General features: G+C 67.2%; 20 protein-coding genes. 15 read left to right on the top strand and 5 right to left on the bottom strand.

The annotated features are described in order from the left end of the window. Positions 1-196: 196 nt before the first annotated feature. The 3 genes from phbB (at position 197) to VPA02S_RS02330 (ending at position 4150) form a co-directional block, all read left to right on the top strand. Positions 197-934 carry an acetoacetyl-CoA reductase gene (gene phbB / locus VPA02S_RS02340; protein WP_012747162.1) on the top strand — a complete coding sequence of 246 codons (738 nt, stop codon included), beginning with the start codon at positions 197-199 and terminating at the stop codon, positions 932-934. Between the two features lie 127 nt (positions 935-1061). Beyond that, positions 1062-2405, top strand: a complete 1344-nt coding sequence (locus tag VPA02S_RS02335; RefSeq protein WP_012747163.1) for a dicarboxylate/amino acid:cation symporter — start codon at positions 1062-1064, stop codon at positions 2403-2405. 47 nt (positions 2406-2452) lie between these two features. Then, the gene (locus VPA02S_RS02330; protein ID WP_018902860.1) at positions 2453-4150 is read left to right on the top strand and encodes a cation:proton antiporter domain-containing protein; all 1698 of its coding nucleotides are present in this window, start codon (positions 2453-2455) and stop codon (positions 4148-4150) included. A 34-nt stretch (positions 4151-4184) separates the two neighbouring features. Here the strand turns inward: VPA02S_RS02330 and VPA02S_RS02325 are convergent, their stop codons facing one another. After that, positions 4185-4589, bottom strand: coding sequence for a hypothetical protein (locus VPA02S_RS02325; RefSeq protein ID WP_018902859.1), 405 nt, complete (start codon positions 4587-4589; stop codon positions 4185-4187). A gap of 392 nt (positions 4590-4981) precedes the next feature. On the opposite strand from VPA02S_RS02325, the gene VPA02S_RS02320 reads away from it, so the two are divergent. Both VPA02S_RS02320 and VPA02S_RS02315 read left to right on the top strand, forming a co-directional pair. Further along, a complete protein-coding gene (locus tag VPA02S_RS02320; RefSeq protein ID WP_018902858.1) occupies positions 4982-6340 on the top strand; it encodes a homoserine dehydrogenase in 1359 nt (452 codons plus the stop codon). Between the two features lie 53 nt (positions 6341-6393). Further along, complete coding sequence (locus VPA02S_RS02315) at positions 6394-6780, top strand: DUF1090 family protein (protein WP_018902857.1); 387 nt, start codon at positions 6394-6396, stop codon at positions 6778-6780. Between the two features lie 18 nt (positions 6781-6798). On the opposite strand, the gene VPA02S_RS02310 is transcribed toward VPA02S_RS02315, so the two are convergent. Both VPA02S_RS02310 and VPA02S_RS02305 read right to left on the bottom strand, forming a co-directional pair. Continuing rightward, positions 6799-7650, bottom strand: coding sequence for a PA4780 family RIO1-like protein kinase (locus VPA02S_RS02310; protein ID WP_018902856.1), 852 nt, complete (start codon positions 7648-7650; stop codon positions 6799-6801). Further along, positions 7647-8741, bottom strand: a complete 1095-nt coding sequence (locus VPA02S_RS02305; RefSeq protein ID WP_018902855.1) for a GNAT family N-acetyltransferase — start codon at positions 8739-8741, stop codon at positions 7647-7649. Before VPA02S_RS02305 ends, VPA02S_RS02310 begins: the two co-directional genes overlap by 4 nt. A gap of 480 nt (positions 8742-9221) precedes the next feature. On the opposite strand from VPA02S_RS02305, the gene VPA02S_RS02300 reads away from it, so the two are divergent. The 6 genes from VPA02S_RS02300 (at position 9222) to VPA02S_RS02275 (ending at position 15708) form a co-directional block, all read left to right on the top strand. Further along, on the top strand, positions 9222-9608 hold the full coding sequence (locus VPA02S_RS02300; protein ID WP_018902853.1) for a hypothetical protein: 387 nt from the start codon (positions 9222-9224) through the stop codon (positions 9606-9608). 116 nt (positions 9609-9724) lie between these two features. Continuing rightward, a complete protein-coding gene (locus tag VPA02S_RS02295) occupies positions 9725-10693 on the top strand; it encodes a Bug family tripartite tricarboxylate transporter substrate binding protein (protein WP_018902852.1) in 969 nt (322 codons plus the stop codon). Between the two features lie 86 nt (positions 10694-10779). Further along, positions 10780-12171 (top strand): acyclic terpene utilization AtuA family protein, encoded by a 1392-nt coding sequence (locus tag VPA02S_RS02290; protein WP_026283792.1) that lies wholly within the window; start codon positions 10780-10782, stop codon positions 12169-12171. Beyond that, entirely contained in the window at positions 12168-12536 is a 369-nt protein-coding gene (locus VPA02S_RS02285) for an AtuA-related protein (RefSeq protein ID WP_018902850.1), read from the top strand. Before VPA02S_RS02290 ends, VPA02S_RS02285 begins: the two co-directional genes overlap by 4 nt. A gap of 47 nt (positions 12537-12583) precedes the next feature. Further along, the gene (locus VPA02S_RS02280; RefSeq protein WP_018902849.1) at positions 12584-13555 is read left to right on the top strand and encodes a Bug family tripartite tricarboxylate transporter substrate binding protein; all 972 of its coding nucleotides are present in this window, start codon (positions 12584-12586) and stop codon (positions 13553-13555) included. Positions 13556-13617: 62 nt separating this feature from the next. Continuing rightward, positions 13618-15708, top strand: coding sequence for an alpha/beta hydrolase domain-containing protein (locus VPA02S_RS02275; protein ID WP_018902848.1), 2091 nt, complete (start codon positions 13618-13620; stop codon positions 15706-15708). On the opposite strand, the gene VPA02S_RS02270 is transcribed toward VPA02S_RS02275, so the two are convergent. Beyond that, complete coding sequence (locus VPA02S_RS02270; protein WP_018902847.1) at positions 15705-16502, bottom strand: NAD(P)H-dependent oxidoreductase; 798 nt, start codon at positions 16500-16502, stop codon at positions 15705-15707. The two genes, VPA02S_RS02275 and VPA02S_RS02270, sit on opposite strands and share 4 nt — an antisense overlap. 89 nt (positions 16503-16591) lie before the next feature. Between VPA02S_RS02270 and VPA02S_RS02265 the strand changes: the two genes are divergently transcribed. Next, positions 16592-17485, top strand: coding sequence for a LysR family transcriptional regulator (locus VPA02S_RS02265; RefSeq protein WP_018902846.1), 894 nt, complete (start codon positions 16592-16594; stop codon positions 17483-17485). An 8-nt stretch (positions 17486-17493) separates the two neighbouring features. On the opposite strand, the gene VPA02S_RS02260 is transcribed toward VPA02S_RS02265, so the two are convergent. Next, on the bottom strand, positions 17494-18237 hold the full coding sequence (locus VPA02S_RS02260) for a helix-turn-helix transcriptional regulator (protein ID WP_018902845.1): 744 nt from the start codon (positions 18235-18237) through the stop codon (positions 17494-17496). A gap of 575 nt (positions 18238-18812) precedes the next feature. Between VPA02S_RS02260 and VPA02S_RS02255 the strand changes: the two genes are divergently transcribed. From VPA02S_RS02255 to VPA02S_RS02245, 3 genes are read left to right on the top strand one after another with little or no spacing between them, the layout of a single operon-like run. Further along, on the top strand, positions 18813-22499 hold the full coding sequence (locus VPA02S_RS02255) for a DUF5801 repeats-in-toxin domain-containing protein (RefSeq protein WP_018902844.1): 3687 nt from the start codon (positions 18813-18815) through the stop codon (positions 22497-22499). 29 nt (positions 22500-22528) lie between these two features. After that, on the top strand, positions 22529-24289 hold the full coding sequence (locus VPA02S_RS02250) for a type I secretion system permease/ATPase (protein WP_038106472.1): 1761 nt from the start codon (positions 22529-22531) through the stop codon (positions 24287-24289). Continuing rightward, positions 24286-26010: a type I secretion system permease/ATPase gene (locus tag VPA02S_RS02245; RefSeq protein ID WP_018902842.1), complete on the top strand. Its 1725-nt coding sequence runs from the start codon at positions 24286-24288 to the stop codon at positions 26008-26010. Before VPA02S_RS02250 ends, VPA02S_RS02245 begins: the two co-directional genes overlap by 4 nt. Positions 26011-26040 lie beyond the last annotated feature (30 nt).

Below are 26040 nucleotides of genomic sequence, written 5' to 3'. Positions count from 1 at the left end.
TCATACTTTCGAACTCCTTGGAAGCAAAGGGGTGTGCGGGACGGCGGCGGACTTATGCAATATGGTTGCACATGCGGCCGCGCCGTGACAGCTGGTTGCAAGCTCGGCTCAGTGTTTTCCTCAGAGTTCGACGGCTTGAAACTCGCTAGAGTGAAGGCGGCCGTTCAGGCTTTTCGCACACATCAAGGAAAAAATCATGAGCAAGAAAGTTGCATATGTCACCGGGGGCATGGGTGGCATCGGAACAGCCATCTGCCAACGCCTTCACAAGGACGGCTTCACTGTCGTCGCAGGCTGCGGCCCCACGCGCGATCATGCCAAATGGCTGGCCGAGCAGAAGGCCTTGGGCTTCGAGTTCCATGCGTCGGTCGGCAATGTCGGCGACTGGCAGTCCACCGTCGAGGCCTTTTCGGCCGCCAAGGCAGCGCACGGTCCCATCGACGTGCTGGTCAACAACGCCGGCATCACGCGGGACCGCATGTTCCTGAAAATGACGCCCGAGGACTGGAGCGCGGTCATCGAGACCAACCTCAACAGCATGTTCAACGTCACCAAGCAGGTGGTGGGCGACATGGTCGAGAAGGGCTGGGGCCGCATCATCAACATCAGCTCGGTCAATGGCGCCAAGGGCCAGGCGGGGCAGACCAACTATTCGGCGGCCAAGGCCGGCATGCACGGCTTCACGATGGCGCTGGCGCAGGAGCTGGCGAGCAAGGGCGTCACGGTCAACACCGTGAGCCCGGGCTACATCGGCACCGACATGGTCAAGGCCATCCGCCAGGAAGTGCTCGACAAGATCGTGGCCACCATTCCGGTCAAGCGCCTGGGCGAGCCGAGCGAAATTGCTTCCATCATCGCGTGGCTTGCCACCGACGAGGGCGGCTACAGCACGGGCGCCGACTTCTCGGTCAACGGCGGCCTGCACATGCACTGATCATGCTGACGAGAAGCTGATCGAAAAGACCCGCCGAGGCGGGTTTTTTCATTTCTGCGATGTGGCTTCTACGTATCAGAGAAGCGGTCGATTCGGTTCTACAGTTTCCAACCCCTCCGGAGGCAACATGGCAGACACAACAATCACACCCACCAGAAAGCTCCCGCTCTATCGTTCGCTCTACGTGCAGGTGATCACGGCGGTGATCATCGGCGTGCTGCTCGGCCACTTCCAGCCGGCGCTGGGCGAGGCCATGAAGCCGCTGGGCGATGGCTTCATCAAGCTCATCAAGATGATCATCGCGCCGATCATCTTCTGCACCGTGGTGGTGGGCATCGCGGGCATGGAAGACATGAAGAAGGTCGGCAAGACCGGCGGGCTGGCGCTCCTGTACTTCGAAATCGTGAGCTCCATCGCACTGGTGGTGGGCCTCGTGCTGGTCAACCTGCTCAAGCCCGGCGCGGGCATGAACATCGACCCGTCCACGCTCGACACCAAGGCGCTCGCGTCCTATACCGGCCCGGGCAAGATGACGGGCACGGTCGACTTCCTGCTCAACGTCATTCCCAGCACGCTGGTCGACGCCTTCGCCAAGGGCGAGATCCTGCAGGTGCTGCTGATCGCGGTGCTGTTCGGCTTTGCGCTGCACCGCTTCGGCGGGCGCGGCACGCTGGTGTTCGACGTGATCGAGAAGGGCTCGCACGTGCTCTTCGTGATCGTGGGCTACATCATGAAGCTGGCGCCCATCGGCGCCTTCGGCGCGATGGCCTTCACCATCGGCAAGTACGGCCTGGGCAGCCTGTTCTCGCTCGGCAAGCTGATGGGCACCTTCTACCTGACCTGCCTCTTGTTCATCTTCGTGGTGCTCGGGCTCATTGCGCGCTTCCACGGCTTCAGCATCTGGAAGTTCATCAAGTACATCAAGGAAGAGCTGCTGATCGTGCTGGGCACCTCGTCCTCCGAGTCGGTGCTGCCGCGCATGATGGAGAAGATGGAAAACCTGGGCGCCAACAAGACCTGCGTGGGCCTGGTGATTCCCACTGGCTACTCCTTCAACCTCGACGGCACCTCCATCTACCTCACGATGGCGGCCGTGTTCATTGCGCAGGCCACCAACACGCCGATGACGCTGATGCAGGAGATCACGCTGCTGGCCGTGCTGCTGCTCACCTCCAAGGGCGCGGCGGGCGTCACGGGCAGCGGCTTCATCGTGCTGGCGGCCACGCTGTCGGCCGTGGGCCATGTGCCGGTGGCGGGCCTGGCGCTGATCCTGGGCATCGACCGCTTCATGTCGGAGGCGCGTGCGCTGACCAACCTGATCGGCAACGGCGTGGCCACCATCGTGGTGGCCAAGTGGACCAACGAGCTCGACACCGAGCGGCTGCACGCCGGGCTCAACAACGAGAGCTGGGTCGAGTCGCAGGAGCCCGAAGTGCTCGAAGGCGCACGCATCGCAAAGATGGCCGATTGATGCCCGTGTGAAGCCAGAGGGGCGCATCGTTCCTGCAAAATGGAGCAATGCCCCACAGCGTTTCCCTGATCAACACGATTGCCGCCGGCCTGGGGCTGGCGCTCGTGCTGGGTTTCCTGGCGCTGCGGCTGCGGCTGCCGGCGCTGGTGGGCTACCTGCTCGCGGGCGTGATCATCGGGCCGTTCACGCCGGGCTTCGTGGCCGATGCGGGCATTGCGGCGCAGCTGGCCGAGATCGGCGTGATGCTGCTGATGTTCGGCGTGGGCCTGCATTTTTCGCTCGACGACCTGCTGGCGGTGCGCAAGATCGCGCTGCCGGGCGCACTCGCGCAGATCGCGGTGGCCACGGTGCTGGGCGGTGCACTGGCGCTCTGCTGGGACTGGTCGTGGGGCGAGGCGCTGGTCTTCGGCCTGGCGCTGTCGGTGGCAAGCACGGTCGTGCTGCTGCGCGCGCTCGAGAGCCTGGGCATTCTCGATTCGTTCACCGGGCGCATCGCGGTCGGCTGGCTGGTGGTCGAGGACCTCGCCATGGTGCTGGTCCTGGTGCTGATGCCGCCGCTCGCGGGGGCGCTGGGCGGCCAGGCGGGCGATTCGGCCAACGCCGATCCGCTGTGGCAGACGCTCGGCGTCACGCTGCTGCAGGTGGGCGGGTTCGTGGCGCTGATGCTGGTGGTGGGGCGGCGCGCGTTTCCTTGGATTCTCTGGCAGGTCACGCGCACCGGCTCGCGCGAGCTGTTCACGCTGTGCGTGATCGCGGCGGCGGTCAGCATCGCCTTTGCGTCGGCGGCGCTGTTCGGCGTGTCGTTTGCGCTGGGCGCTTTCTTCGCGGGCATGGTGATGCGCGAATCCGAATTCAGCCACCGCGCGGCGCAGGAGTCGCTGCCGCTGCGCGATGCCTTCGCGGTGCTGTTCTTCGTGTCGGTGGGCATGCTCTTCGATCCCTCGGTGCTCGTCGAGCGGCCGCTGCAGGTGCTGGCGGTGGTGGGCGTGATCGTGCTGGGCAAGTCGCTGGCCGCCTGCGCGCTGGTGCTGGCGTTCCGCTATCCGCTGGGCACGGCGCTCACCGTGAGCGCGAGCCTTGCGCAGATCGGGGAGTTCTCGTTCATTCTTGCGGGGCTCGGCGTCTCGCTCGGCCTGCTGCCGGTGGAGGGGCAGAGCCTGATCCTGGCCGGCGCACTGATTTCCATTGCCACCAATCCGCTGTGGTTCAGCCTGGTCGCACCGATCGAGAAATGGCTGCACGGCCGCTTCCCGGCGGCGCGCAGCCTCGAATCGCACGACCATCCGCTGGCCGAACTGCCGACCACCACCGAAGCCCGTTACCTGTCCAGGCAGGTGGTGCTGGTGGGCTATGGCCGCGTCGGGCGCCGCATCGCGTCCGAACTGGAGGCGCACGACATTCCCTACGTGGTGGCGGAGCAGAACCGCGAGCTGGTGGAGAAGCTGCGCGAGGCCGGCGTGGCGGCCGTCTGGGGCGACGCGGCCGATCCGGCCGTGCTGATCCAGGCGCACATCGCGCGTGCCCGCGTGCTGGTGGTGGCCATCCCGGACGCCATGAACGTGCGGCAGATGATGGAAACCGCCCGCACCCTCAATCCGGCCATCGAAACCGTGATCCGCAGCCACAACGAGGAAGAAGCCGGGCTGCTGACGCGCGAGATGGCCGCCACGGTCTTCCTGGGCGAACAGGAACTCGCGCAGGCCATGGCGCGCGACGTGGTGCGGCGCGCAGCGGCGGCCGCCTGAGCCGCCGGCGGATCGATCGAGCAGAGGGTTTGGGTCAAAGGTCTTCGATGACCAGCGTGCGATAGCGCTGCGCGATCGAATAGGGCACGGTGCGCACCAGTTCCATCAGGCGGTTGGCGTCCTCTTCGTGCTTCGTTCTGACCAGGAGGCCGGCATGGCCTTCGCGCGCCAGCTTGGTGTAGGCACGCACGGTGGCCGCGTCGGTGCCGGCCGACGGCAGCGGCTCGTCGGCTTCCCTCACGGTGGGCGAGATCTCCTCCAGGATCGTGGCCGCGGGAAGCAGGTAGATCTCGTCGCCGCTCACGCCGTTCTCGATCAGCTTGTGGCCGATGCGGTTGGCGTCCTCCGTGCTCGGGAACATCACCATCGAGTAGCCTGTGGGGTAGAAAGCGCCGCCGATGCTCGAGCGCATGCGGGGCTCCAGAACGAAATTCTTCATGATGCTGCCTCCTGGATGATGCAGTTCTTTGCCCAGCACACTAGGCCTGCGGCCGCACGCCTGCTGTAGGCCTGCTCCCCGAAATTCCGCAGGCTGGGCGCGCCAGCCGTCGAAGCGGGTCCGGCCCGCTCCTGTACACTGGCGGCTTCATGCCGTGCCAATCCTTCCCCTCCACCGTCTGCGCAGCCTCCATGGCCCGCATGATGCCGCCTGCCTTCGCGCGGGCGGAGGGGTCATTGGTTGCACGAATGATTACCACCATTACCACCGCGGCCACCTGAGCACGCGCAGGTGGCCGTTTCGGCAGCCACCTGGTGTATCGCTCTTCTTCCCCGAATGAATGAAACCCAGCTCTGGCAGCTGGGTTTCTTGTTTTTCATCCGGAGATGTCCATGTACCGCGATCCAGTCCAGTCCCTCGAACCCCTGCCCAGCCGCCCCGCGGCCATCCGTGCGCTGCGCGTGGGGATGATCGGCATCGGCACCGTCGGCTCGGGCACATTCCGGGTGCTGGCGCGCAACCAGGCCGAGATCGCGGGCCGGGCGGGCCGGCCCATCGAGCTGGTGATGGTGGCCGCGCGCAACCTGGTGCGCGCCGCCGCCATCGTGGGCGCGGATGTTCCGCTCACGGACGACCCGCTGCGCGTGGCCACCCATCCCGATGTCGACGTGGTGGTGGAAGTGGCCGGCGGCACCGGCCCGGCGCGCGAATGGGTGCTGGCCGCCATCGCGCACGGCAAGCACGTGGTCACGGCCAACAAGGCCCTGCTGGCGGTGCATGGCGCCGAGATCTTTGCCGCGGCCCGGCGGCATGGGGTGGCCGTGGCCTACGAGGGCGCGGTGGCGGTGAGCATTCCCATTGTCAAGGCGCTGCGCGAGGGCCTCGCGGCCAACCGCATCGAGTGGGTGGCGGGCATCATCAACGGCACCACCAACTTCATCCTGAGCAAGATGAGGGATGAAGGCCTGGACTTCGCAGCCGCGCTCGCGCAGGCCCAGGCGCTCGGCTATGCGGAGGCCGATCCGGCCTTCGACATCGAAGGCATCGACGCCGCGCACAAGCTCACGCTGCTGGCCGCCAATGCCTTCGGCACCACCGTGCGGCTTGCCGATGTGCAGGTGCAAGGCATCACGGCACTCGAGCGGGTGGACGTGGCCTCTGCCGAGCAGCTGGGCTACCGCATCAAGCTGCTGGGTGTGGCGCGGCGCCGGGAGGAGGGCGTGGAGCTGCGCGTGCAGCCCGCGCTGGTGCCCGCATCGCACCTGATGGCGCATGTGAGCGGGTCGATGAATGCCGTGATGGTCAAGGGCGATGCGTCCGGCGTGACGATGTACTACGGCGCGGGCGCCGGCTCCGAACAGACCGCATCGGCGGTGATTGCCGACCTGGTCGATGTGGCGCGGCTGGACGGCACCCATGCCGCACAGCGCGTGCCGCACCTGGGCTTTCATGCGCACGCGATGAGCGCGTTGCCGGCGCTGCCCCGCGCCGAGGCATGCGGCGCGCACTACCTGCGCATCCCCGTGCAAGCCGCCAGCCAGATCGAGGCGGTGTCGGGCTGGCTGGCGGGGCAGCAGGTGCCGGTGCAGCAGGTGGCGCTGGCGGCTGCGCAGCCCGGCATGGGCGCACAGCTGCTGGTGCTCACGCAGCCGGTGCGGCAGGGCACGATGGACCTGGCGCTGCATGCGCTTCAGGCGCATCCCTCGGTCGCAGGAAAGGTCACGGCGCTGTGCGTGGAGGCGCTGGCCTGAGACAGAATGCGCCACGGCATGCATTGGCAGGCCGATGGAACGGAGTGGGTGCAATGGATTTCGCCTGGCATGGTGGCCTTCTTCGATGGATGCGGCGCGAACTGCGCATGGAGCGCTGGTTCCTGGGCATGGCGCTGGCGCTGGCCGCACCCGCATTCGCCCAGGCCGCGGAGCCGGCGGAGGGCGCCGCTTCATCCTGCGAAGCGGAAGAGGCCGCGCTGGAGCACGACATGGACCTGGCCCGCTCCAGGGGCCAGATGCTGCGCCGCCGGCAGCTCGCCGAGAACCTGGACGCGCTGCGGGCGCGCTGCCGGGCATCGGAGCCGCCGCAAAGCCGCGCGGCGCGCATCGACAAGCTGGAGCACGACGTCCGCGCGCTGCGGGCCGAGCTCGAACATGCCGAGGCGCAGCTGCGCGAGCTCAAGAACGAACGGCCCTGACGGCCGCGCCGGTCCGCGTCAGAGCCTGGGCAGCTGCATGCGCAGGCGCCGCGCCGCTTCTTCCTGGCGCGCGTCGTCCACCTCGCGCAGCACGTTGCCCAGGTCGACGGGGCCGGTGTCGCGCGCATGCGTGCCGCTCAGCACCGACTCGACGCGCAGCAGGCCGCGCTCGTACAGGTGCCAGATCTCGTCGCCGTAGTGCGTGCCCAGGAGCTCCGGCGCGAACTGGCCGAAGAAGTTGCGCAGGTTCTCCACGTCGCGCAGCAGCATGCGCTTCGCGTGGTTGTTGCCCGCCGCATCCACCGCCTGCGGCAGGTCGATCACCACCGGGCCGTCGGCCGCGAGCAGCACGTTGAATTCCGACAGGTCGCCGTGCACCACGCCCGCGCACAGCATGCGCACCACCTCCTTCAGCAGGCTGGCGTGGTGCTGCACGGCTTCCTCGCGCGTGAAGGCCACGTCGTTCAGGCGCGGGGCCGCATCGCCGTTGGCATCGGTCACCAGCTCCATCAGCAGCACGCCTTCCAGGAAGTTGTAGGGAACGGGCACGCGCACGCCGGCCGCCGCCAGGCGGTAGAGCGCATCGACCTCGGCGCTTTGCCAGATGGCCTCGGTCACCTGGCGGCCGAAGCGCGTGCCCTTGGCCATGGCGCGCGTTTCGCGCGAATTGCGCACGCGGCGGTTCTCGGTGTAGTCGACGGCCTGGCGGAAGCTGCGCTTGTCGGCTTCCTTGTAGACCTTGGCGCAGCGCGTCTCCTCGCCGCAGCGCACCACGTAGACCATGGCTTCCTTGCCGCTCATCAGCTGGCGGACCACCGTGTCGATCAGGCCTTCGTCGACCAGCGACTGCAGTCGTGGTGGTGCTTTCATTGGTACCGCTCCATCGGATCCAGCGGGCGGGTCGAGAGGAAGGCCCTCAGGCTTTCCGGGCCGATCTGGTAGACCGCATCATGCCTGTGCGGCGCGAAGCCCAACCGGTGGTTGATGGAGAGCATCGGCGCGTTGACCTCGGCGTTGCTGGTGATGACGGTGGCGACCTCCGGGTGGCGCTCGCGTACCAGCGCCAGCATGGAGGCCTTCACGCCCTTGGCCAGGCCCTTGCCGCGCCAGCGCGGCGCCACGGCCGTCAGCTGCTGGTACATGCGGTCCGGAAAGCGCTGGTCCCAGCTGGCGTCGCACATGGCGGCCACCTCGTCGCCGTCGAGCAGCAGCACCAGAAAGTGCTCTCCGCCGCGCTGCGACATGTCGGCATACCAGGTGCGGTAGTTCTCGAGCTCGTAGCGCATGCGCGGCATGTCCAGCGCATTGGTGGGCGCGTCGTTGATGAGCGCCGAGAAGGGCGCGATCAGGCTGGCCAGGCGCTCGAAGGGCACGCGGCCGGCGTGGATTTCGGCGCGCAAGCCCCCGCCGGCGGCGAATGCCTGCGATTGCCAGCGGGCGAGTTCGTCCCACGGCAGTGCATCGAAGGCGGCCCGGTTCTCGACGGCGCGGTGCTTCTCGATCGCGCCGATGGCTGCGAGAAACGCATGCCCTTCGGGCAAGTGGGCCTTGATGCTGGCCGTGGTCTTGCCTTGCGCTTCCATGAAGCCGAGCAGCACGCGCAGCAGTGCGCTGGCCACGCCGCGCCGCCGGTGCGGCCGCAGTACACCGCCCCAGGCATCGAGATAGGGCGCGAAGGCGGCATGGTCCGGCGAGCCTTCGCGGCGAAAGCTCAGCGTGAGGCTGCCGATGAACTCGCCTTCGCAACTCGCGAGGACCCGGTGGAAGGCCAGCAGCGGCAGGTGCTCACGCAGCGCGCGCTCGGTGTCGGCGCTGGGGATGCGGCGCTCGCCGGGGTGGTCTTCCTCGGTGCGAAGCTGCCAATAGCGATGGAACTTCTCCCAGCTTTCGGTGGACGCCTGATGGGGATCGAAAACGGATATCGAAAACGGCCGCGGATGCGCGGCGCGGGTTTCAAGCATGGTGAGCCTTGAGGATTCTGGAAACGGACAGATCGCGGCCGGCAACTGCTTGCCGGCGGCGGCGTTTGAATCTCGGGCGGTTTGCGGTTGCGGCCAGGAAGCGCCGCAAGGGTCGAATTGGCTGTATCAGCAACTCTTCGAAGAACCGACAAACCGGCCGATCGTGGAGCAATGAATAGCTGTGTCTTCCATCGCGCACCTCCGATCCGGGTTGTTTGTCGAGGCGTCGAATGTAGCGGCCTTGCCGCGGCCTGTGAAGTGCCGCGTGGCATGGGCGCCTCTGCGCGACCCGATCGCTATCAGCTTTCGCGCATCGCTTCAAAGGGCGGCCGGCTGTTTCCACGTCGCGATTGCCGGGATTGCGTGCGCCATGAGGTTGTACCTGGATGCCATCGCAAAATCGATTTCACGGACCAGCCCAAAAAGCAAGAACGGTTCGCAGCCTCCCTCCATCCAATCATTGAATCGAAGGAAATCCGAATGACCATCTCCAACGCCAAGCGTCTTTCTGCCATCGCACTGGCCCTCGCTGCCGCCGCCGGCGCCGCCCATGCCGAAACCTATGAAGGCGTCCATCCCCTGACCACCGCCGAGAGCCGCGCCAACGTGGCTGCCGGGGCCGTGGTGGCCGCACGCATTGGCAATCCCTATGCCACGGGTGTCGATGCCGGCCCGATGCATCCGCCGGTCGCCATGAACAACCGCGACACCGTGCGTGCCGAAGCGGTGGCCGCCGCACGCGCACCGGACCCGTACGCCGAAGCGGCCTCCTCGGGCACCACGCCGATCGTCGCCGGTGCGGTGGACCGCGCAACGGTGCGGGCCGAAGCCTATGCCGCCGCACGCGGCAATGCGCTGCCGCTGTAGTTGCAGAAAGGCAAGAAGGCCGGGCCTGCGAAAGCGGGCCCGGCTTTTTTGCGTGGAGCGCCGGCCGGCGCCGCACCTGGCCGATGTAAGGTGGCGGGCCCAAGCAGAGATTCGAAATGAACAAGAGCAAGCTCGCCGCATTCCTCCTTGCCTGCGCATCGGCAATGGCCGCCTCCGCCCAGGAGTGGCCGACCAAGCCCGTACGCCTGATCGTTCCCGCGCCCGCCGGCAGTTCGCTCGACCTGATCGCGCGCACGCTGGCCGACCGGCTACGCCCCCTGTGGAAGCAGCCCATCGTGATCGAGACCAAGGCCGGTGCGGGCGGCCTGATCGGCATGGACGCCGTGGCCAAGGCGCCGGGCGATGGCCATACGCTGGGCATCGGCTTCAACGGGCCGATCGCCTTCGGCCCCTACATGTACAGCCGCATGCCGTATGCGCCCGCACGCGACCTGGTGCCGATCGTGCTCACCACCTCGCAGCCCAACGTGCTGGCGGTGCAGGCCGGCAACCCTGCCAACACGCTGCCGGAATTCGTCGCGTGGGCGAAGAAGCAGGGCCACCCGTTCAGCTATGCGTCGGTGGGCGCGGGGAGTTCATCGCACCTGACGATGGAGCTGTTTCGCAGCGTGGCCGGCATCGAGGCGGTGCACGTGCCCTATGCCGGATCGCCGCCGGCGGGCCTTTCGGTGGCGGCCGGCGACACGCAGGCGCTGTTCACCGTGGCACCGGCGCTGCTGCCGCTCGTGCAGGGCAAGCGCATCAAGCTGCTCGCGGTCACGAGCGCGAAGCGCTCCGAGCTCATGAAGGACCTGCCCACCGTGGCGGAGTCGGGCTATCCGGGCTTCGAGTCGCTGGCGTGGAACGGCCTCTTCACCGCGAGCGGCACGCCGCCCGAGGTGGTTCGCCGCATCAATGCCGATGTGAACACGGTGCTGCAGGAGCCCGCCGTGCGTGAACTGCTGGCCAACCAGGGCCTGGTGGCGGGCGGCGGCTCCGCCGAGGAGTTCGGCTCGTTCATCGACAGCGAGGGCCGCAAATGGGGCGCGATCATCGCCAGGCGTGGCATCCGGCTCGACCAGTGAGATTTTTCGGGCGATCTGGAATTCAGATCAATTGATCCGAATTTTCGATTTTACGGATGACGGCGGGCTGCCTAAAGTCCGCCTCGATGAATGCCAATGCACCGCCCCCACTGCTGATCGGCTGCGCGGCCGGCTTTTCCGGCGACCGCACCGATGCGGCGGGGCAGGTGGTCGACACGCTGATCGCGCGGCTCGCCGGCGGCCCGGCCGGCCAGCGTGCCTTCCTGATCTTCGAGACGCTGGCCGAACGCACGCTCGCGCTCGCCCAACTGCGCCGCCGCGACAACCCCGACGCCGGCTACGAGCCCTTGCTCGACGCCATGCTGCGGCCCGTGCTGGCGCGCAGCCTCGCGCACGGCATCCGCATCGTGAGCAACTTCGGCGCGGCCAACCCCCGCGCCGCGGCCCGCCACATCGCCCGCATGGCGCGCGAACTGGGCGCCGATGCGCCGCGCATCGCGGTGGTGGAAGGCGACGATCTTTCGGGCCCTTCGCACCGCGCGCTCTTGCATGAAACGCTGGGCGCGCAGATGGAGGGCCTGCGCATCGTCAGCGCCAATGCCTACATCGGCGCCGAGCCGATTGCCGCCGCGCTCGACGCCGGCGCGCAGATCGTGGTGTGCGGCCGCGTGGCCGACCCTTCGCTTGCGGTTGGCCCCGCCATGTCGCACTTCGGCTGGCGCGCCGACGACTGGCACCGGCTGGGCCGCGCCACCATGGCAGGCCACCTGCTCGAATGCGGCGCGCAGGTGTGCGGCGGCTATTTCGCCGACCCGGGCTACAAGGACGTGCCGGGGCTCGACAACGTGGGTTTCCCGATTGCGGAGATCGATGCCGACGGCCAATGCACCATCGGCAAGGCTGACGGCACCGGCGGCCTCGTGAGCGAAGCCACCGTGAAGGAACAGCTGCTCTACGAAGTGCACGACCCGAGCGCCTACCTCACGCCCGACGTGGTGGCCGACATCGCAGAAGCCGAAGTGCGCGCGCTGCCCGGCGAGGACCGCGTCGAACTCTCCGGCGTGCGCGGCCACGCGCGGCCGAGCCATTACAAGGTCAATGTCTGCCATGAAGGCGGCTGGCTCGCCGAGGGCGAAATTTCCTACGCGGGGCCGCGTGCCGAGGCGCGCGCCCGGCTCGCGGCCGAGGTGCTGCGCAAGCGGCTCGACGGGCTGGCGCTGCGCGTGGACCTGATCGGCGCGCTGAGCATCCTGGGCGACGACGCCGGCCGCATGCTCGCGGACACGCCCGACACGGGCCTGCGCGACGTGCGCCTGCGCGTGGCGGCCACGCATGCGGAGCGCGCGCAGGCCGAGCGCCTGGCGCGCGAGGTCATGGCGCTCTACACCTGCGGACCCGCGGGCGGCGGCGGCGTGCGCACCGCGCTCACGCCGCGGCTCAACACCCTGTCGTGCCTGCTGCCGCGCGAAGCGGTGCCGGTGCGCTTCGAACTGCTCGGCGCGGAGGCCCTGGCATGAACACACCGACCGACGAGATGATCGAAGTGCCGCTCTACCGCGCGGCCCACGGCCGCACCGGCGACAAGGGCGACCGCTCCAACATCAGCGTGATCGCCTGGCATCCCGATCTGTATGCCTTGCTGGCCGAGCAGCTCACGCCCGAGCGCGTGTCGATGCAGTTCCGCCACCGCGCACCGGCGCGGGTGCAGCGCTTCCTGCTGCCCCGGCTGCATGCGATGAACTTCGTGCTCGACGCGGTGCTCGACGGCGGCGTCAACGATGCGCTGAACCTCGATGCGCACGGCAAGGCGCTGTCTTTCCTGCTGCTCGACATGCCCATCCGCGTGCCGCGCGCGCTCGTGCCGCTGCTGGCGGGGCCGTAGCGGCAGCCATCCATTTTTTTACCAGCCATCCATCCGGAGACAAAACAATGAAACGACGTTCCCTCACCCTTTCGGCCGCCGCGCTGGCCCTGGTGCCGCTGCTGGGCCACGCACAGCAGCAGGCCTTCCCGGAAAAGCCCATCACCTTCGTCGTGCCCTTTGCGGCCGGCACCGCCACCGACCAGATCGCGCGTGCGCTGGGCAACAGCATCACGGCCGAAACGAAGCAGCCCGTGGTGATCGACAACAAGGCCGGCGCCAGCGGCTTCATCGCCTCGCAGCAGGTGGCCAAGGCCGCGGCCGATGGCTACACCGTGCTGATCACCACCAACACCACGCATGCCGCCAACGAGCACCTGTTCAAGAAGCTGCCGTACGACCCGGTGAAAGACTTCGCGCCCGTCACCGCGCTCGGCAAGGGCGGGCAGATCATGGTGGTGAACCCATCGTTCCCTGCCAAGAGCGTGGCCGAGTTCGTGGCGCTCGCGAAGAAGGAGCCGGGCAAGTACAGCTTCGGCAGCGGCAGTTCGTCCAGCCGCATGGCGGGCGAGCTGCTGCAGCAGATGGCCGACATCAAGCTGCTGCACGTGCCCTACAAGAGCAACACGCTCGCCGTCACCGACCTGCTGGGCGGCCAGATCCACATGATGATCACCGACGCGGCCACCGGCCTGCCGCAGGTCAAGGCCGGCAAGCTGCGCGCATTGGGCGTTTCGAGCGCCGCGCGTTCGCTGCTTGCACCCGACGTGCCCACCATCTCGGAAGCCGGCGTGAAGGGCTACGAGATGGGCTACTGGTTCGCGGCCTACGCGCCCGCGAAGACGCCGCCGGCCGTGGTCAAGCGGCTCAACGAACTGCTGGTGAAGGCCGCGAAGAGCGCGTCCGCGAAGACGGCTTTCTACGAGCCCACCGGCACCGAGGTGTTCACCACCTCGCCCGAAGAGCTCGCCAGGTTCCAGACGGCCGAGTCGCAGAAGTGGGGCCGCATCGTGAAGGCCGCCGGCATCGAAGCCGAGTAGGGCGCGCACCGGCCGCAGCGGAGATCGGCACCGCGCAGACACCCCAACGAAGGAGACAAACCATGAAACGCTGGAGCCTGTTGGCTGCCACGGTGGCTTCGGCCGCCCTTTTCCTGAGCGCATGCGGCGGAAGCGGCGGTGGAGGGGGCGGTGGCTTCGTGCTGCCGCCGCCGGCCGCAACCACGCCGCCGCCGGCAACTGCCGAAGCGCCCAAGTTCAAGCTCGCGATCTCGAAGACCGAGGACGTGGCCGGCACCTTCGGCAGCGTCGGCGCCTACGAGAAGATCACCGGCACCTTCACGGGCGAGGTCGATCCGAAGGATGCGCGCAACGCCATCATCCAGGACCTGTCGCTCGCGCCGCTCAATGCCAACGGCAAGGTCGAGTACAGCTCCGACTTCGTGCTCTTCAAGCCCAAGGACATGGGCAAGGCCAGCGGCGTGCTGCGCTACGACGCGCCGAACCGCGGCAACATCGTCAACCTCGATCCGTACTTTGCATCGCGCGGCTACGTGTTCCTCACGGCGGCCTGGCAGGGCGATGTGCCGGCCGCGGCGGGCAAGCTCACGCTCAAGGTGCCCGTGGCCCGCAATGCAGACGGCAGCAGCATCACCGGCACCTACCGCGCCGAGCTGCTGCCCACGGCGGCAAGCAACGATTCGCTGCCGCTGCCCGGCGGGCCGTTCAACGCGGCCATGCAGGCCTATGCGACCGCGAGCCTGGACAACACGCAACCCGGCTACGTGCTCACGCGGCGCATCAACGAAGCCGATGCGCGCCAGCTCATTCCCGCGAGCGACTGGAAGTTTGCCAAGTGCAGCGCCGCCGCACCGTTCCCCGGCACGCCCGACGAGACGAACGTGTGCCTGCGCGACAAATGGGATCCGGCCTACATGTACGAGCTGGTCTACGTCGCGAAGGACCCGAAGGTCATGGGCCTGGGCCTTGCCGCGGTGCGCGACATGATCGCCTTCTTCCACCGCGAGGCGAGCGATGCCGCGGGCACCGCCAACCCGGTGGCGGCCGCCATCAGGAACACCATTGCCTCGGGCGTGTCGCAGTGCGGCAACTTCATGAAGACCTTCGTGCACCTGGGCTTCAACCAGGACCTCGCGGGGCGCAAGGTGTTCGACGGCGTGTTCGCGCAGATCGCGGCGCGGCAGACCAACATCAACATGCGCTTCGCGATCCCGGGCGGCGGCGGAGGCGTGCGCACCGACCACACGGCCTTCGGCCAGGCCGGCACGCGCGGCCTCTCGAAGGACTACGTGGACGACGTGGCGCAGCGCCGCGGCGGCATCCTGTCGCGCTGCGAGGCGAGCGGCACCTGCCCCAAGCTCTTCATCGGCATCAGCGGCACGGAGTTCTATGTGCTGCAGGGCTCGCCGCTTTTGACCGACGCCTGGGGCACGGCCGACCTCGTGCAGCCGGACAACGCGCGCATCTACTACTACGCGAGCACGCACCACCTGCTGGGCCTGCCCTCGCTGCCGGGCGCGAGCGCCGGGGCGCTCTATACCACCAATGCGAACGCCGGCGTGGTGCCGGTGGTGCGCGCGCTCTACCAGAACCTGGAAGACTGGGTCGTCAAGGGCGCCACGCCGCCCGACAGCCAGGTGCCCAAGCTGGCCGACGCCACGCTGGTGCGCCCGCAGCAGCTGAAGTTTCCGGCCATTCCGGGCGCGAACTACACGGGCCTGGTCAACACCTATTCGCTGCTCGACTGGGGGCCGAACTACCGGCCGCAAGACGAGAGCGGCATTGCCACGCAGGTGCCGCCTGCATACCTCGGCCGCGACTACGCCATCCTCGTGCCGCAGGTGGATGCCGACGGCAACGACATCGCGGGCATCCGCAGCCTCGACGTGGCGGTGCCGGTGGGCACCAACACCGGCTGGAACTACACCAGCAAGCCGGGCACCATCGACCTGGCAGGCTTGTTCGGCGCGTACTTTCCGTTTGCGAAGACGGCGGTCGAGCGTTCGGGCAGCGGCGATCCGCGGCCCTCGCTGCAGGAGCGCTACACCGACCAGGCCGGCTACCTCGCGGCCCTGACTGCCGCCGCCAACGACCTCGTCGCCAGGCGCTTCATGCTGCGCGCCGATGCGGATGCGGCCATTGCCAACGCGGCGGCGAATCCGGTGCTGCCTTAGCCCGAGTTCCTGCCGGCCGGCGCGGCGTGCACCGCGAAGCCCGCCTCGCCCGGTGCGATGTCGCCCCGCAGTGTGAGCGCGGGAATCTCGTAGTCGCCGGCGTTCTGCGGGCGGAACGGGATCGGCTCGGTGGTTGCGAGCGTATCGAGCCGGCGGCCCAGTTCTTCGGTGATGCGCGCGTAGGCCGCGGCATCGACCTTGCCGGTGCGGTACACCACGTAGGGCGGCAGCACCTCGAAGCCGGGGTAGTAGAGAATGCCGTGGTGGATCGGGAACAGCAGGTCGTCCATCGGCCCGTTGATGCCGCGCGCGCTGTAGTGCGAGGCCCAGCCGCCGGTCGTGACCACCAGCATCGCGCGCTTGCCGGCCATCACGCCCTGGCCGAAGCGGTCGCCCCAGTGCCTGTCGGAATGCTCGCCCACGCCGTAGGCAAAGCCGTAGGCGTAGACGCGGTCGACCCAGCCCTTGAGGATGGCCGGCATCGTGTACCACCACAGCGGAAACTGGAAGATCACGGTGTCAGCCCAGAGCAGCTTGGCCTGCTCGGCGGCGACTTCCTCGCGCTGGGTGCCGGCCTCGAAGGCGCGCTGGGAATCGGCGATGGGGTCGAAGGGTGCGCCGGGCTCGAGATGCGCGAAGTCGTCGGCGGCCAAGGTCGCCTTCCATTGCATGGCGTACAGGTCGGACACCTGCACCTCGTGCCCGGCCTGCACGAGACGTTCGCGCATGAACTGTTTGAGCGAGCCGTTGAGTGAACGGGCTTCGGGATGGGCATGGACAAGAAGGATTTTCATGGCTGCATGGTTCGTCGGATGAAGATGCAGGCAGGTTAGGCCTCGTCGAGCTATATTGGAAATGAATATTCAGAATTCCAGGAATAGCGATGGACAATTTCAAGCGGCTCGACCTCAACCTGCTGCTCACGCTCGACGTGCTGCTGGCCGAACGCAGCGTGACCCGTGCCGCCGAGCGCCTGAACCTCTCGCAGCCCTCGGTGAGTGTGCAGCTCGCCCGGCTGCGCGAGGTGTTCAGCGATCCGCTTCTGGTGCCCGCGCAGCGCGGCATGCGGCCCACCGCGCGCGCCGACGAATTGCGCGAGCCGCTGCGCGAAGCGCTCGAATCATTGGGCCGCGCGGTGGCGCCCACCAAACCCTTCGACCCCGCCGAGGCGACCACCACCTGGCGCGTGGCCGCGGCCGACTATGCCGAGTCGGCGATCCTGCTGCCGGCGCTCGCCGGTCTGCGCGCGGCCGCGCCCCACACGCGGCTGGCCGTGGTGGAGGCGGTGCCCTCGCGCATGGCGCGGCAGCTGGAGCAGGGCGAGATCGACCTGTTCTTCCACACCAGCGTGGGCGCGCCGTCCGGGCTGCACCGGCGCGTGCTGTTCAACGAGCGCTATGTGCTCGCCGGGCGCACCGGCCATCCGCGCCTGAAGCGCCGGCCCACGCTTGCGCAGTTCTGCGCGCTGGAGCATGTGGTGGTGTCGCTCGGCGGCGGCGGCTTTGCCGGGCCCACGGACGATGCGCTGGCGCAGCAGGGGCTCGCGCGGCGCGTGGCGCTCTCGGTGCCGCATTTCCTTTTCATGATGTCGGTGCTGGCGAGCACCGACATGGTTGCGATGCTGCCAGAGCGGCTGGCGCGCGGCGCGCCGGGGCTGCGCGTGGTGGAGGCGCCGCTGGAAGTGCCGGGCTACGAGATGGCGATGCTGTGGCACGAGCGGCGCCATCGCGACCCGGGGCATCGCTGGCTGCGGGAGCGGATTGCGGCGAGCCTGTAGGCGCCGGGCTACTTGGCCTGAGCCCTGAGGACATCGGACTGCCCGGCAGGGCAGGCAAGGGGCGAAGCGCCTGCGCCCTCGAGGCGATAGGCAATCCGAGCCAACTGGCCAGGCCTGTCGGCCGGGTATGGCGGGGCTGCCGGTTCGCGCTGCGGGATGAACCTCTCCAGAACCGGCTCGGCGAGCCCGGGCCGGGCGAGATGCCAGCGGCGGCTGTGCTGGCCCTGCTTCGCGAACACATGGGCGAGGTGCTTCTTGACCGTGTTGACGCTGATCCCGAGTTGCTCGGCGATTTGCTTGTTGGACAAGTCCCGGTGCATCAGCGACAGCACCTCGTCCTCCCGCGCTGTCAGCCGGATTGCAGGCGGCGTCGAACCCGATGCCGGACGCCCGCCCGCCACAGTCCATCGCAGCACGGAAAGATAGAGTGCCTGCAATACCGGCCCCGGAAAGCCCAGGATCCCTGCCAGCACGGCATCGAGCGATTGCGCGAACTGCTCCGCGCTCGCTTCCCATTCGACGCAGCCGCGCGCCTGGATCCGGATCGCCGCATCCAGGCCCTTCGCCGAGGGCTGCTCCCAGCCAAGAAGCCAGTCGGTGGCTGGGAAGTGGCGGCGCAGATCGCCCAGCTTGCCGATCCCTTCCGGGGAAAGAAGCGCGATGTCCACCAGCAGCAGGCGAGGCGCCTGCTGGCGGCAACAGGCTTCCAGGTCGCAGATGCTGTTCATCTGCGCATGTTCGACGCTGTACATCCGCTCGGGACGGTGCCTCGACGCCAACAGGTCCAGTCCCAGCAGCGTTGATGCGCAGCTCGGACAACATGCAATCAGAACCGGAACGCGGGTTGCGAACGCATGCGGCGAAAGAGATGGGCTCTCCACGCGAACGGGATGAAAGCATTTCGATGTCCGCGGTGCGCTCGGCGCGAATGGCGGCAGCGGGCGAGGGTCTGGCGTCGAGGGCCGCGGATCCGCGTTCCAGGCGGAGCCAAGCCCCGCAGACGAGCGTGGGACATGTTCCATGTTTTCCCCCGGGATGCCTGTTCGTTGCACCCTTAAATTAATGATAAAGGGTTACACGATTGTTCGGAATGATTCCTGGGCGTTGCAAGGTATCGAGATGTATGCGGCGGTCCAGGCCGCGATGGCGGCGCGGCGCGTCACCCTATGGGTGACAACTTTCGAACTATGGACAGTGCGCGGGCCCGCGGTTCAGCATCGTCTCCCCTTTGCTGATAAGTGAACCTGCTCCATTGCCAGCAAGCGCGGCCCGTTTCGAGTTGCGCGGTTCTCCGTCGGCCGTATTTTTCCTAACTCGAGGAGCGTTTATGTCTGTGCTGATCACGACGGCCATCTCGACCGTCACCCTGGATGAATCCGCCGGGCTGCAGAACTCTGTCGCTACCCCCGCACCTGCGCAAGACGCTAACGACAATGACATCCTCGCAAGCTCGCTGCCGACCGCTTTCAGCAGCCGCCTGAGCACCCTGGGTGCGGCGGCTCCAACCAAAGCCGCCTTGAGCGGCTATGCGGGGGGGAGCAGCACCGGCGCCAACGCATTCACGTTCACCGCAACCGGCACGGTCACCGATCTTTCGTTCACCGGCTCGACGGGCGCTCCGCTCAATGGCCTGGACAGCGGTCTCAACACCGCCGATGGCGAAGACATCTTCCTGTTCACCGATACGGCCAACAACAACATCGTCCTGGGAAAGACCAGCGCCGGTGTCATCGTGTTTGCCGCCTACCTGGAGGAAACGGGAACCCCGGTGTCGGGCGCCAAGATCTGGATGGTCCAGTATGAAGCGATATCGAACCCCGATCCGGCCAACGCCGACGATTCAGTCAACCTGCTGAACAAGGTCTTCGTGAGCGTCAGCCAGGATGCGGAGTTCAATCTCGAAGGTGCGCCATCCGGCCAGAACCTGTTCCTGATGTTCACGAAGGAGAACCCGACCATCGTCAACGGCCGCATTTCCGACGTGACGATCATCGCGACCGGAAAGGACCCGGCCAATCAGTCCGGGGCCGATGCAGCCGACACCCATGACGACATCAACATCAGCACCGGAGACACGATCAACACCAGCAAGGCCGGCGGACCGACCACGTTCGGCACCAACAGCCAGATGATCACCGAGCAGGAAGGCATCCGCTTCACGTTCGTGACCGGCGCCAAGGCCGATGTCACCATCCCGAACCTGGACCAGAACGAAGCCGATCTGGAGTCGAACATCGACTTCACCGGCATGTTCGGTGCGAGGACCGCCGACTTTGACGTTGTGCAGTTGCAAAGCGGAAAGAGTGCCCAGGTCAAGATCAGCGCGTACAGCACGGCGGTCGAGTCCGGCACCAGCTTCGTCGATGGCTATGCGGGCGACACGGTGATCTCGATCACGAGCGTGCGCGTACTCGACTCCGTGACCGGGGCGGTCTACGAAACCTTCGCGAACGGCGCCGAGGGCGGAGTGAGTTCGGCCATCGGCATCAGCATTACCGGCGGCGTTGCGACGATCACCGGCGTCAAGGCCGGCCAATCCATCGAGTACACGACGTCGGCCGACCACAACCGCGTACTCATCGAAAACGGGGCGGCCCTCAATGCATCGGGCAACACCCACGCCGACTTCGACATCGGGGGGTTCAGGCTGCTGCAGGTCTCCTCCGCAACGGCAGAGGTCGGCTCGACGATGAATTTCGAGGACGACGGGCCGTCCATCGTGCTGGCGACGCCCACCGACACCGCGCTGGTCAACACGCAGGACGCCGACACCATCGGAGCCAACACCGACTCCGCCAACACGAACTTCGCGACCGCCTTCGGCACGGCGTCGAGCAGCTATGGCGCCGATGGAGCGGGCTCCACCGACGCGGCCTTCGCGCTCGGCGTGAAAACGCAAGGTGGGGACTCAGGCCTCAAGAGCGATGGCGCGACCATCTACCTGTATCTGGTGAGCGGCAAGGTCATTGGCTCGACCTCCGGCACCGAAGCCGGCATTCTTGCGACCAACACTATTTTCGACCTGGCCGTGAGCGCAAGCGGTTCGGTGACGCTGCAGCAGTTCTCGGAAATCGACCACGCGCTTCCGGGGTCCTCGTCGAACTACGCGGCCCAGCAGGCCACGATGGCCGACGACCTTGTCACGCTCAGCGATACGGTGACGATCACCGACCAGGACGGCGATACCGCGAGCGATTCCAAGGCGCTCAACATCGGCGGCAACATCAAGTTCGATGACCACGGCCCCTCGGTCGTGCTGGCAACGCCCACCGACACCATCCTGCTCAACACGCAGGACGCCCAGACCATCGGCGCAGCCACCGACTCCGACACGCAGAACTTCGCGACGGCCTTCGGCGTCACATCGAGCAGCTACGGCGCCGACGGGCCGGGCACCACCGGTTCGGCCTTTGCGCTCGGCCTGTCCGCGCCGGGCGGAGCATCCGGACTCACGAGCGACGCCGTCTCCATCAAGCTGTACCTGGTGGGCGGGAATGTCATCGGTTCGACGGCCGCCGCCGCGGGCGCCATCACGGCGGACAACACCATCTTCGACCTGGCGGTGAGCGCGACTGGTTCGGTGACCTTGCGGCAGTTTGCGGAAATCGACCACGCGCTGCCGGGCGCGGGTTCCAACTACGCGGCCCAGCAGGCCACGCTGGCCGACACGCTGGTCACCTTGACCAACACGGTGACGGTCACCGACGGGGACGGCGACACCGCCAGCGATTCGAAGGTGCTCAACATCGGCGCCAACATCAAGTTCGACGACCACGGCCCGACGGTGACCGCCATCTCGGACCTCACCGGAGCGAACGACGCCCAGCCCATTGCCGGCACCTACAACTTCTCCGTGGGCGCGGACGACGTGGACAACGCGTCGATCGACGGCATCGTGCTCAACAGCCTCACGGGAACGACCGCCGGCGGGCGCCCCATCACCGATGCGGCCGTCGCGCACTTTGCCGAAGACGCCACGACGGTCACCTACAACTTCAGCTTCAACTACTACCCCGGGCCGACGTCGACGACGACGCAGGCGGCAACCGGCACGGTCATCTTCAACAAGACGGACGGCACTTTCACCTTCGACCTGGACCAGGTCTTCGGTGGACAGACGACGTTCTCCACGAGTGCGCCGCTGACCTCCTTCAACTACGACACGGAAGGCAACAACTCGCCGGAGATCGTGGTCCAGCAGTACAGCAGCGACTTCTTCGGCGTGCTGTCCGCCAGGGCTGCCACGCCTCCAAGCGACACCAGCGACCTGGTGTCAGGCACCGATCACGCATATACGGCGGGCGAAACCTTCAACAGCGTGAGCGCCGGCTTTGTCAATGTCGCGACCAACACGCTTGGTGTGAACTCCGACACCGTCCAGGCCGGCGAGTTGCTGAACTTCGACTTCTACAGGTCGAATCCGGTGAGCGATCCCAACCTGACGAGTCCGCCGCAGCGGCCCAACGCCACCGTCGTCGGCACGGACAAGGCCTACGCAGACGGATTGAACATCACGATCGATCAGATCACGGACGGCGAAGACGTGGCCGTCATGCTGAAGCTGGTCAGCAAGACGGACAGCAGCGTCTCGATGACCACGCTGCTCGTTGCCAACGCTGCGACGGACTACCAGTCCGCCGCAGGAGGCATGAAGATCGTCAGCATCGGCACGGACGACTACGACAGCGCCCACTACAAGATCGCGGGCGTGCAGGTCATGAGCAGCACCGAAGACATCACCGGCACGGGCATCAGCCTGAGTACCCACGGCTCGGTGAACCTGACGGCGACCGGGATGAACTATGCAGATACGTCGGACAACGACGTGTTCAAGATCATCAAGATCGACGTGATCACATCGGCGACCATCAATTCGGACGTGGACCTGAACTTTACCGGCCAGGTGATCGACGGCGATGCCGACTACGCGAACTTCGACTTTGGTGTCCACCTGGAGATCGATGGCGTGGCCAACCTGATCGGCACACCCACCCAGCAGACGGAGGCCGTCTAGGGTATCGATTGTCGAATCTGCGAGGTGCCATGAAACCTCAGGAAAAGTCTGGCGAACTGCGCGGGGCGGTGACAGCGCTCAACGCCTGCTTCGTGCGGGCGGCCTGGTTCAGCGTGTGCTCGGGCCTTCTCCTGCTGGCGCCTAGCGCGTACATGCTCGAGGTGTACGGGCGGGTCGTGAACAGCCGCAGCACGCTCACGCTGGCCATGCTGACGCTGCTGGTCCTGGCCGCCTACGGCCTGATGGAAGTGCTCGACTGGGCGCGCGCCGAGGTGATGTACCGGGCTGGGCAGAAGCTCGATCAGAGGCTGCGCAATCGCGTCTTCGCCGCCATCTTCGAAGCCGGCCTCAAGCGCTTGCCGGGCGGCACCGTGCAGCCGCTCAACGACCTTCGCACCTTGCGCGAATTCCTGTATTCACCGCCGCTGCTGGCGCTGATGGAAGCGCCGGTGGCTCTGGTCTTCATGGGGCTGATGTTCGCCATCAGCCCCGTGCTGGGCTGGTCGGCCGTGGTGGGCTCGCTGCTGCAGGTGTTCGTCGGCTGGCTCAACGACCGGAACACGCGTCCGCCGCTGGTGGCGGCCAATCGATGCGCGATCGAGGCGCAGCAGTATGCGGATGCGGCGCTGCGAAATTCGCAGGTGATCGAGTCGATGGGCATGCTGCGGGACGTGCATCGCCGCTGGATGGGCAAGCGGCGCGATTTCCTGCAGCGCGAAGCCCTGGCCTCGGACAACGCCGGGGCCTGCCAGGCCGTCGGCAAGTTCATGCAGGTCGCCATGGGTTCCCTGTTGCTCGGCCTCGGGGCCTGGCTGCTGCTGAAGAACCAGCTCAACGGCGATGCCGGGATGATCATTGTCGGCTCGATCCTGGGCGGCCGGGCCCTGGCACCGCTGGTGCAGCTGGTGGCGCAATGGCGCATGGTGGTCCACGCGGGCGATGCATGGCTGCGCCTGGGCAGCCTGTTGAGCGCCATCGCGCCGCGGCCGCAGACGATGGCCCTGCCGCCGCCCAGAGGCGCGCTGCAGGTCGAAAGCCTTGTCGCGGGCGCTCCGGGCGGCGGCCCGGCCATCTTGAAGAACGTGGCTTTCAGCCTGCTGCCTGGCGAGGTGCTTGCAGTTGTCGGCCCCTCCGCCGCGGGGAAGACGACCCTGGCGCGCCTCATCGTGGGCCTTTGGCCGGCCGCGAGCGGCAAGGTGCGGCTGGACGGCGCGGACGTGTTCGCGTGGGACAAGGCCGAACTCGGCCCGCACATCGGCTATCTGCCCCAGGACGTGGAGTTGCTCGAAGGCACCTTGGCCGAGAACATTGCGCGCTTTGGAGAGGTGCGGCCTTCGAAGGTCAAGGAGGCTGCGCTGGCCGTCGACCTGCATGCCGGCATCACGAGCCTTCCGCTGGGCTATGACAGCCCGGTCGGGCGCGAAGGCACGGCACTGTCGGGCGGCCAGCGGCAGCGGGTTGCACTGGCGCGCGCTCTTTACGGCGAGCCCGCGCTGGTGGTGCTCGACGAACCGAACTCGAGCCTCGACGATGCCGGTGACGCCGCATTGACGGCCGCCATCCTGAAACTCAAGGCGCGCGGCACCACGTTCGTCGTCATGACGCACCGCACCAGCGTGCTGGCCGTGGCCGACAAGATGCTGGTGCTGAGCGACGGCGCGATGCAGGGGTTCGGCCCACGCGACGAAGTGCTGGCCGCGCTGCGGCGAGCCGGCGAGCAGGCGATGGAGCGCGTGCGCAAGGCGGCCAACGCCGCGAGCGTCGCGCCAGAAGCGGGCGCGCAGCCATGAACAAGCCTTCGTTCTTCAGCCGCAGCGAACTGGCACGCGCGCTCTGGGGGTTCCGCAGGGAGTTCCTGCTGGTCGGGTCGCTGAGCTTTCTGGCCAACCTGCTCATGCTCGCGCCGACCCTCTACATGCTGCAGGTATTCGACCGCGTGCTGTCCAGTCAAAGCGAGCTGACATTGCTCGCGGTGTCCTTGATCACGCTGCTCCTGTTCATGGCGCTGGCCTTGTCGGAATGGCTGCGATCGCGCCTGCTGGTCCGGGCCAGCCTGCGCTTCGACCGGCAACTGAGCACGCGGGTGTTCAACGGAAGCTTCCTGGCTTATCTGGCCCAGTCGGCGTCCAGCCAGTCCAGGCCGTTCGCAGACCTCAACCAGATCCGCCAGTTTCTCACCGGCTCCGGCGTCTTTGCGCTCTTCGATGCGCCCTGGACGCCGATCTACATTGCGGTGATCTCCTTTCTTCATCCCTGGCTCGGCATCCTGGCGCTGGGGTTCGCGCTGGTCCAGGCCGCACTGGCCTGGTTCGGACAGCGGCAGACCGTCGCGCCGTCGGAAGAGGTCCTGAAAGCCGCGGGAGAGACGGCGGGCGACTTGCAGGACAAGCTCCGGAACATCGAGGTGCTCGAATCGATGGGCATGGTCGCCAATCTGCAAAGGCGCTGGAATCGCCAGCATGCGGCCACCATGGACAAGGGTGCGCTCGCGCAGGGCCTCATCAACCGCGTTGCCGGCTGGAGCAAGTTCATACGCTACAGCCAGCAGTCGCTCGCATTGGGGGCCGGCGCGCTGCTGGTGATCGATGGCCAGTTGTCGCCAAGCGCCATGATTGCGGCGAACGTGCTGATGAGCCGTGCGCTCGTGCCGATCGACCAGTTGGTCGGCACATGGCGCGGCTTCTTCTCCTGCCGCAGCGCGTTCCAGCGTCTCGAAAGGCTGCTGGACGAATTTCCCGAACGCGGCCACCCCCCTTCCCGGGGCCGGCCGACCGGCACCATCAGCCTGGAGGCTGTCTCTGCAGGGGCCGCCGGCCGCGCGGCGCCGATCCTCCAGGGTATTTCTTTTGCGGTTCCCGCAGGAACCGTGGTTGCGGTGCTGGGCCCTTCGGGCTCGGGCAAGTCGACGCTCGCGAAGGTGGTGGTGGGCATCTGGAGCCCGTCTTCCGGCGCGGTGCTGCTCGACGGGGAGCCGATCGGCGGCTGGAACCGCCTGGAACTGGGGCCGCATATCGGCTATTTGCCGCAGGACGTGGAGTTGTTCGGCGGCACCATCGCCGAAAACATCGCGCGGCTCGGGGAGATCGACTCGCGCAAGGTCATCGAGGCCGCAAGCAGCGCGGGCATGCACGAGACGATCCTGCGTTTTCCCAAAGGCTACGACACCCCCATCGGCGATGCAGGCAGTCTGCTGTCTGGCGGGCAGAGGCAGCGCATCGGACTCGCGCGTGCGATCTATGGCGACCCGTCGCTCATCGTCCTGGATGAGCCGAATGCCAACCTCGACGACGCCGGGGAGGCCGCATTGGTGTGCGCCATACGGCAGTTGAAGGCCAAGGGAAAGACGGTGTTCCTGGTGACGCACCGCCAAGGCGCGGTTTCGATTGCCGACCGCCTCATGGTCTTGCGGGACGGCGTGCTGGCCGCGGACGGGCCGCGCGATGCCATGCTCGCATCCCTTCGTCGCCCGCAGCCGCCGGTGCGAACGGCGGTCCTGGTGCAGTCGGCTTGAGCCGGCGCTTTCCTCCTGTCATCGATTCAT

Source organism: Variovorax paradoxus NBRC 15149 (assembly GCF_001591365.1).
Classification (GTDB): domain Bacteria; phylum Pseudomonadota; class Gammaproteobacteria; order Burkholderiales; family Burkholderiaceae_C; genus Variovorax; species Variovorax paradoxus.
The sequence above is the reverse complement of the archived record's forward strand: the minus strand, read 5'-3'. Positions and strand labels throughout refer to the sequence as shown.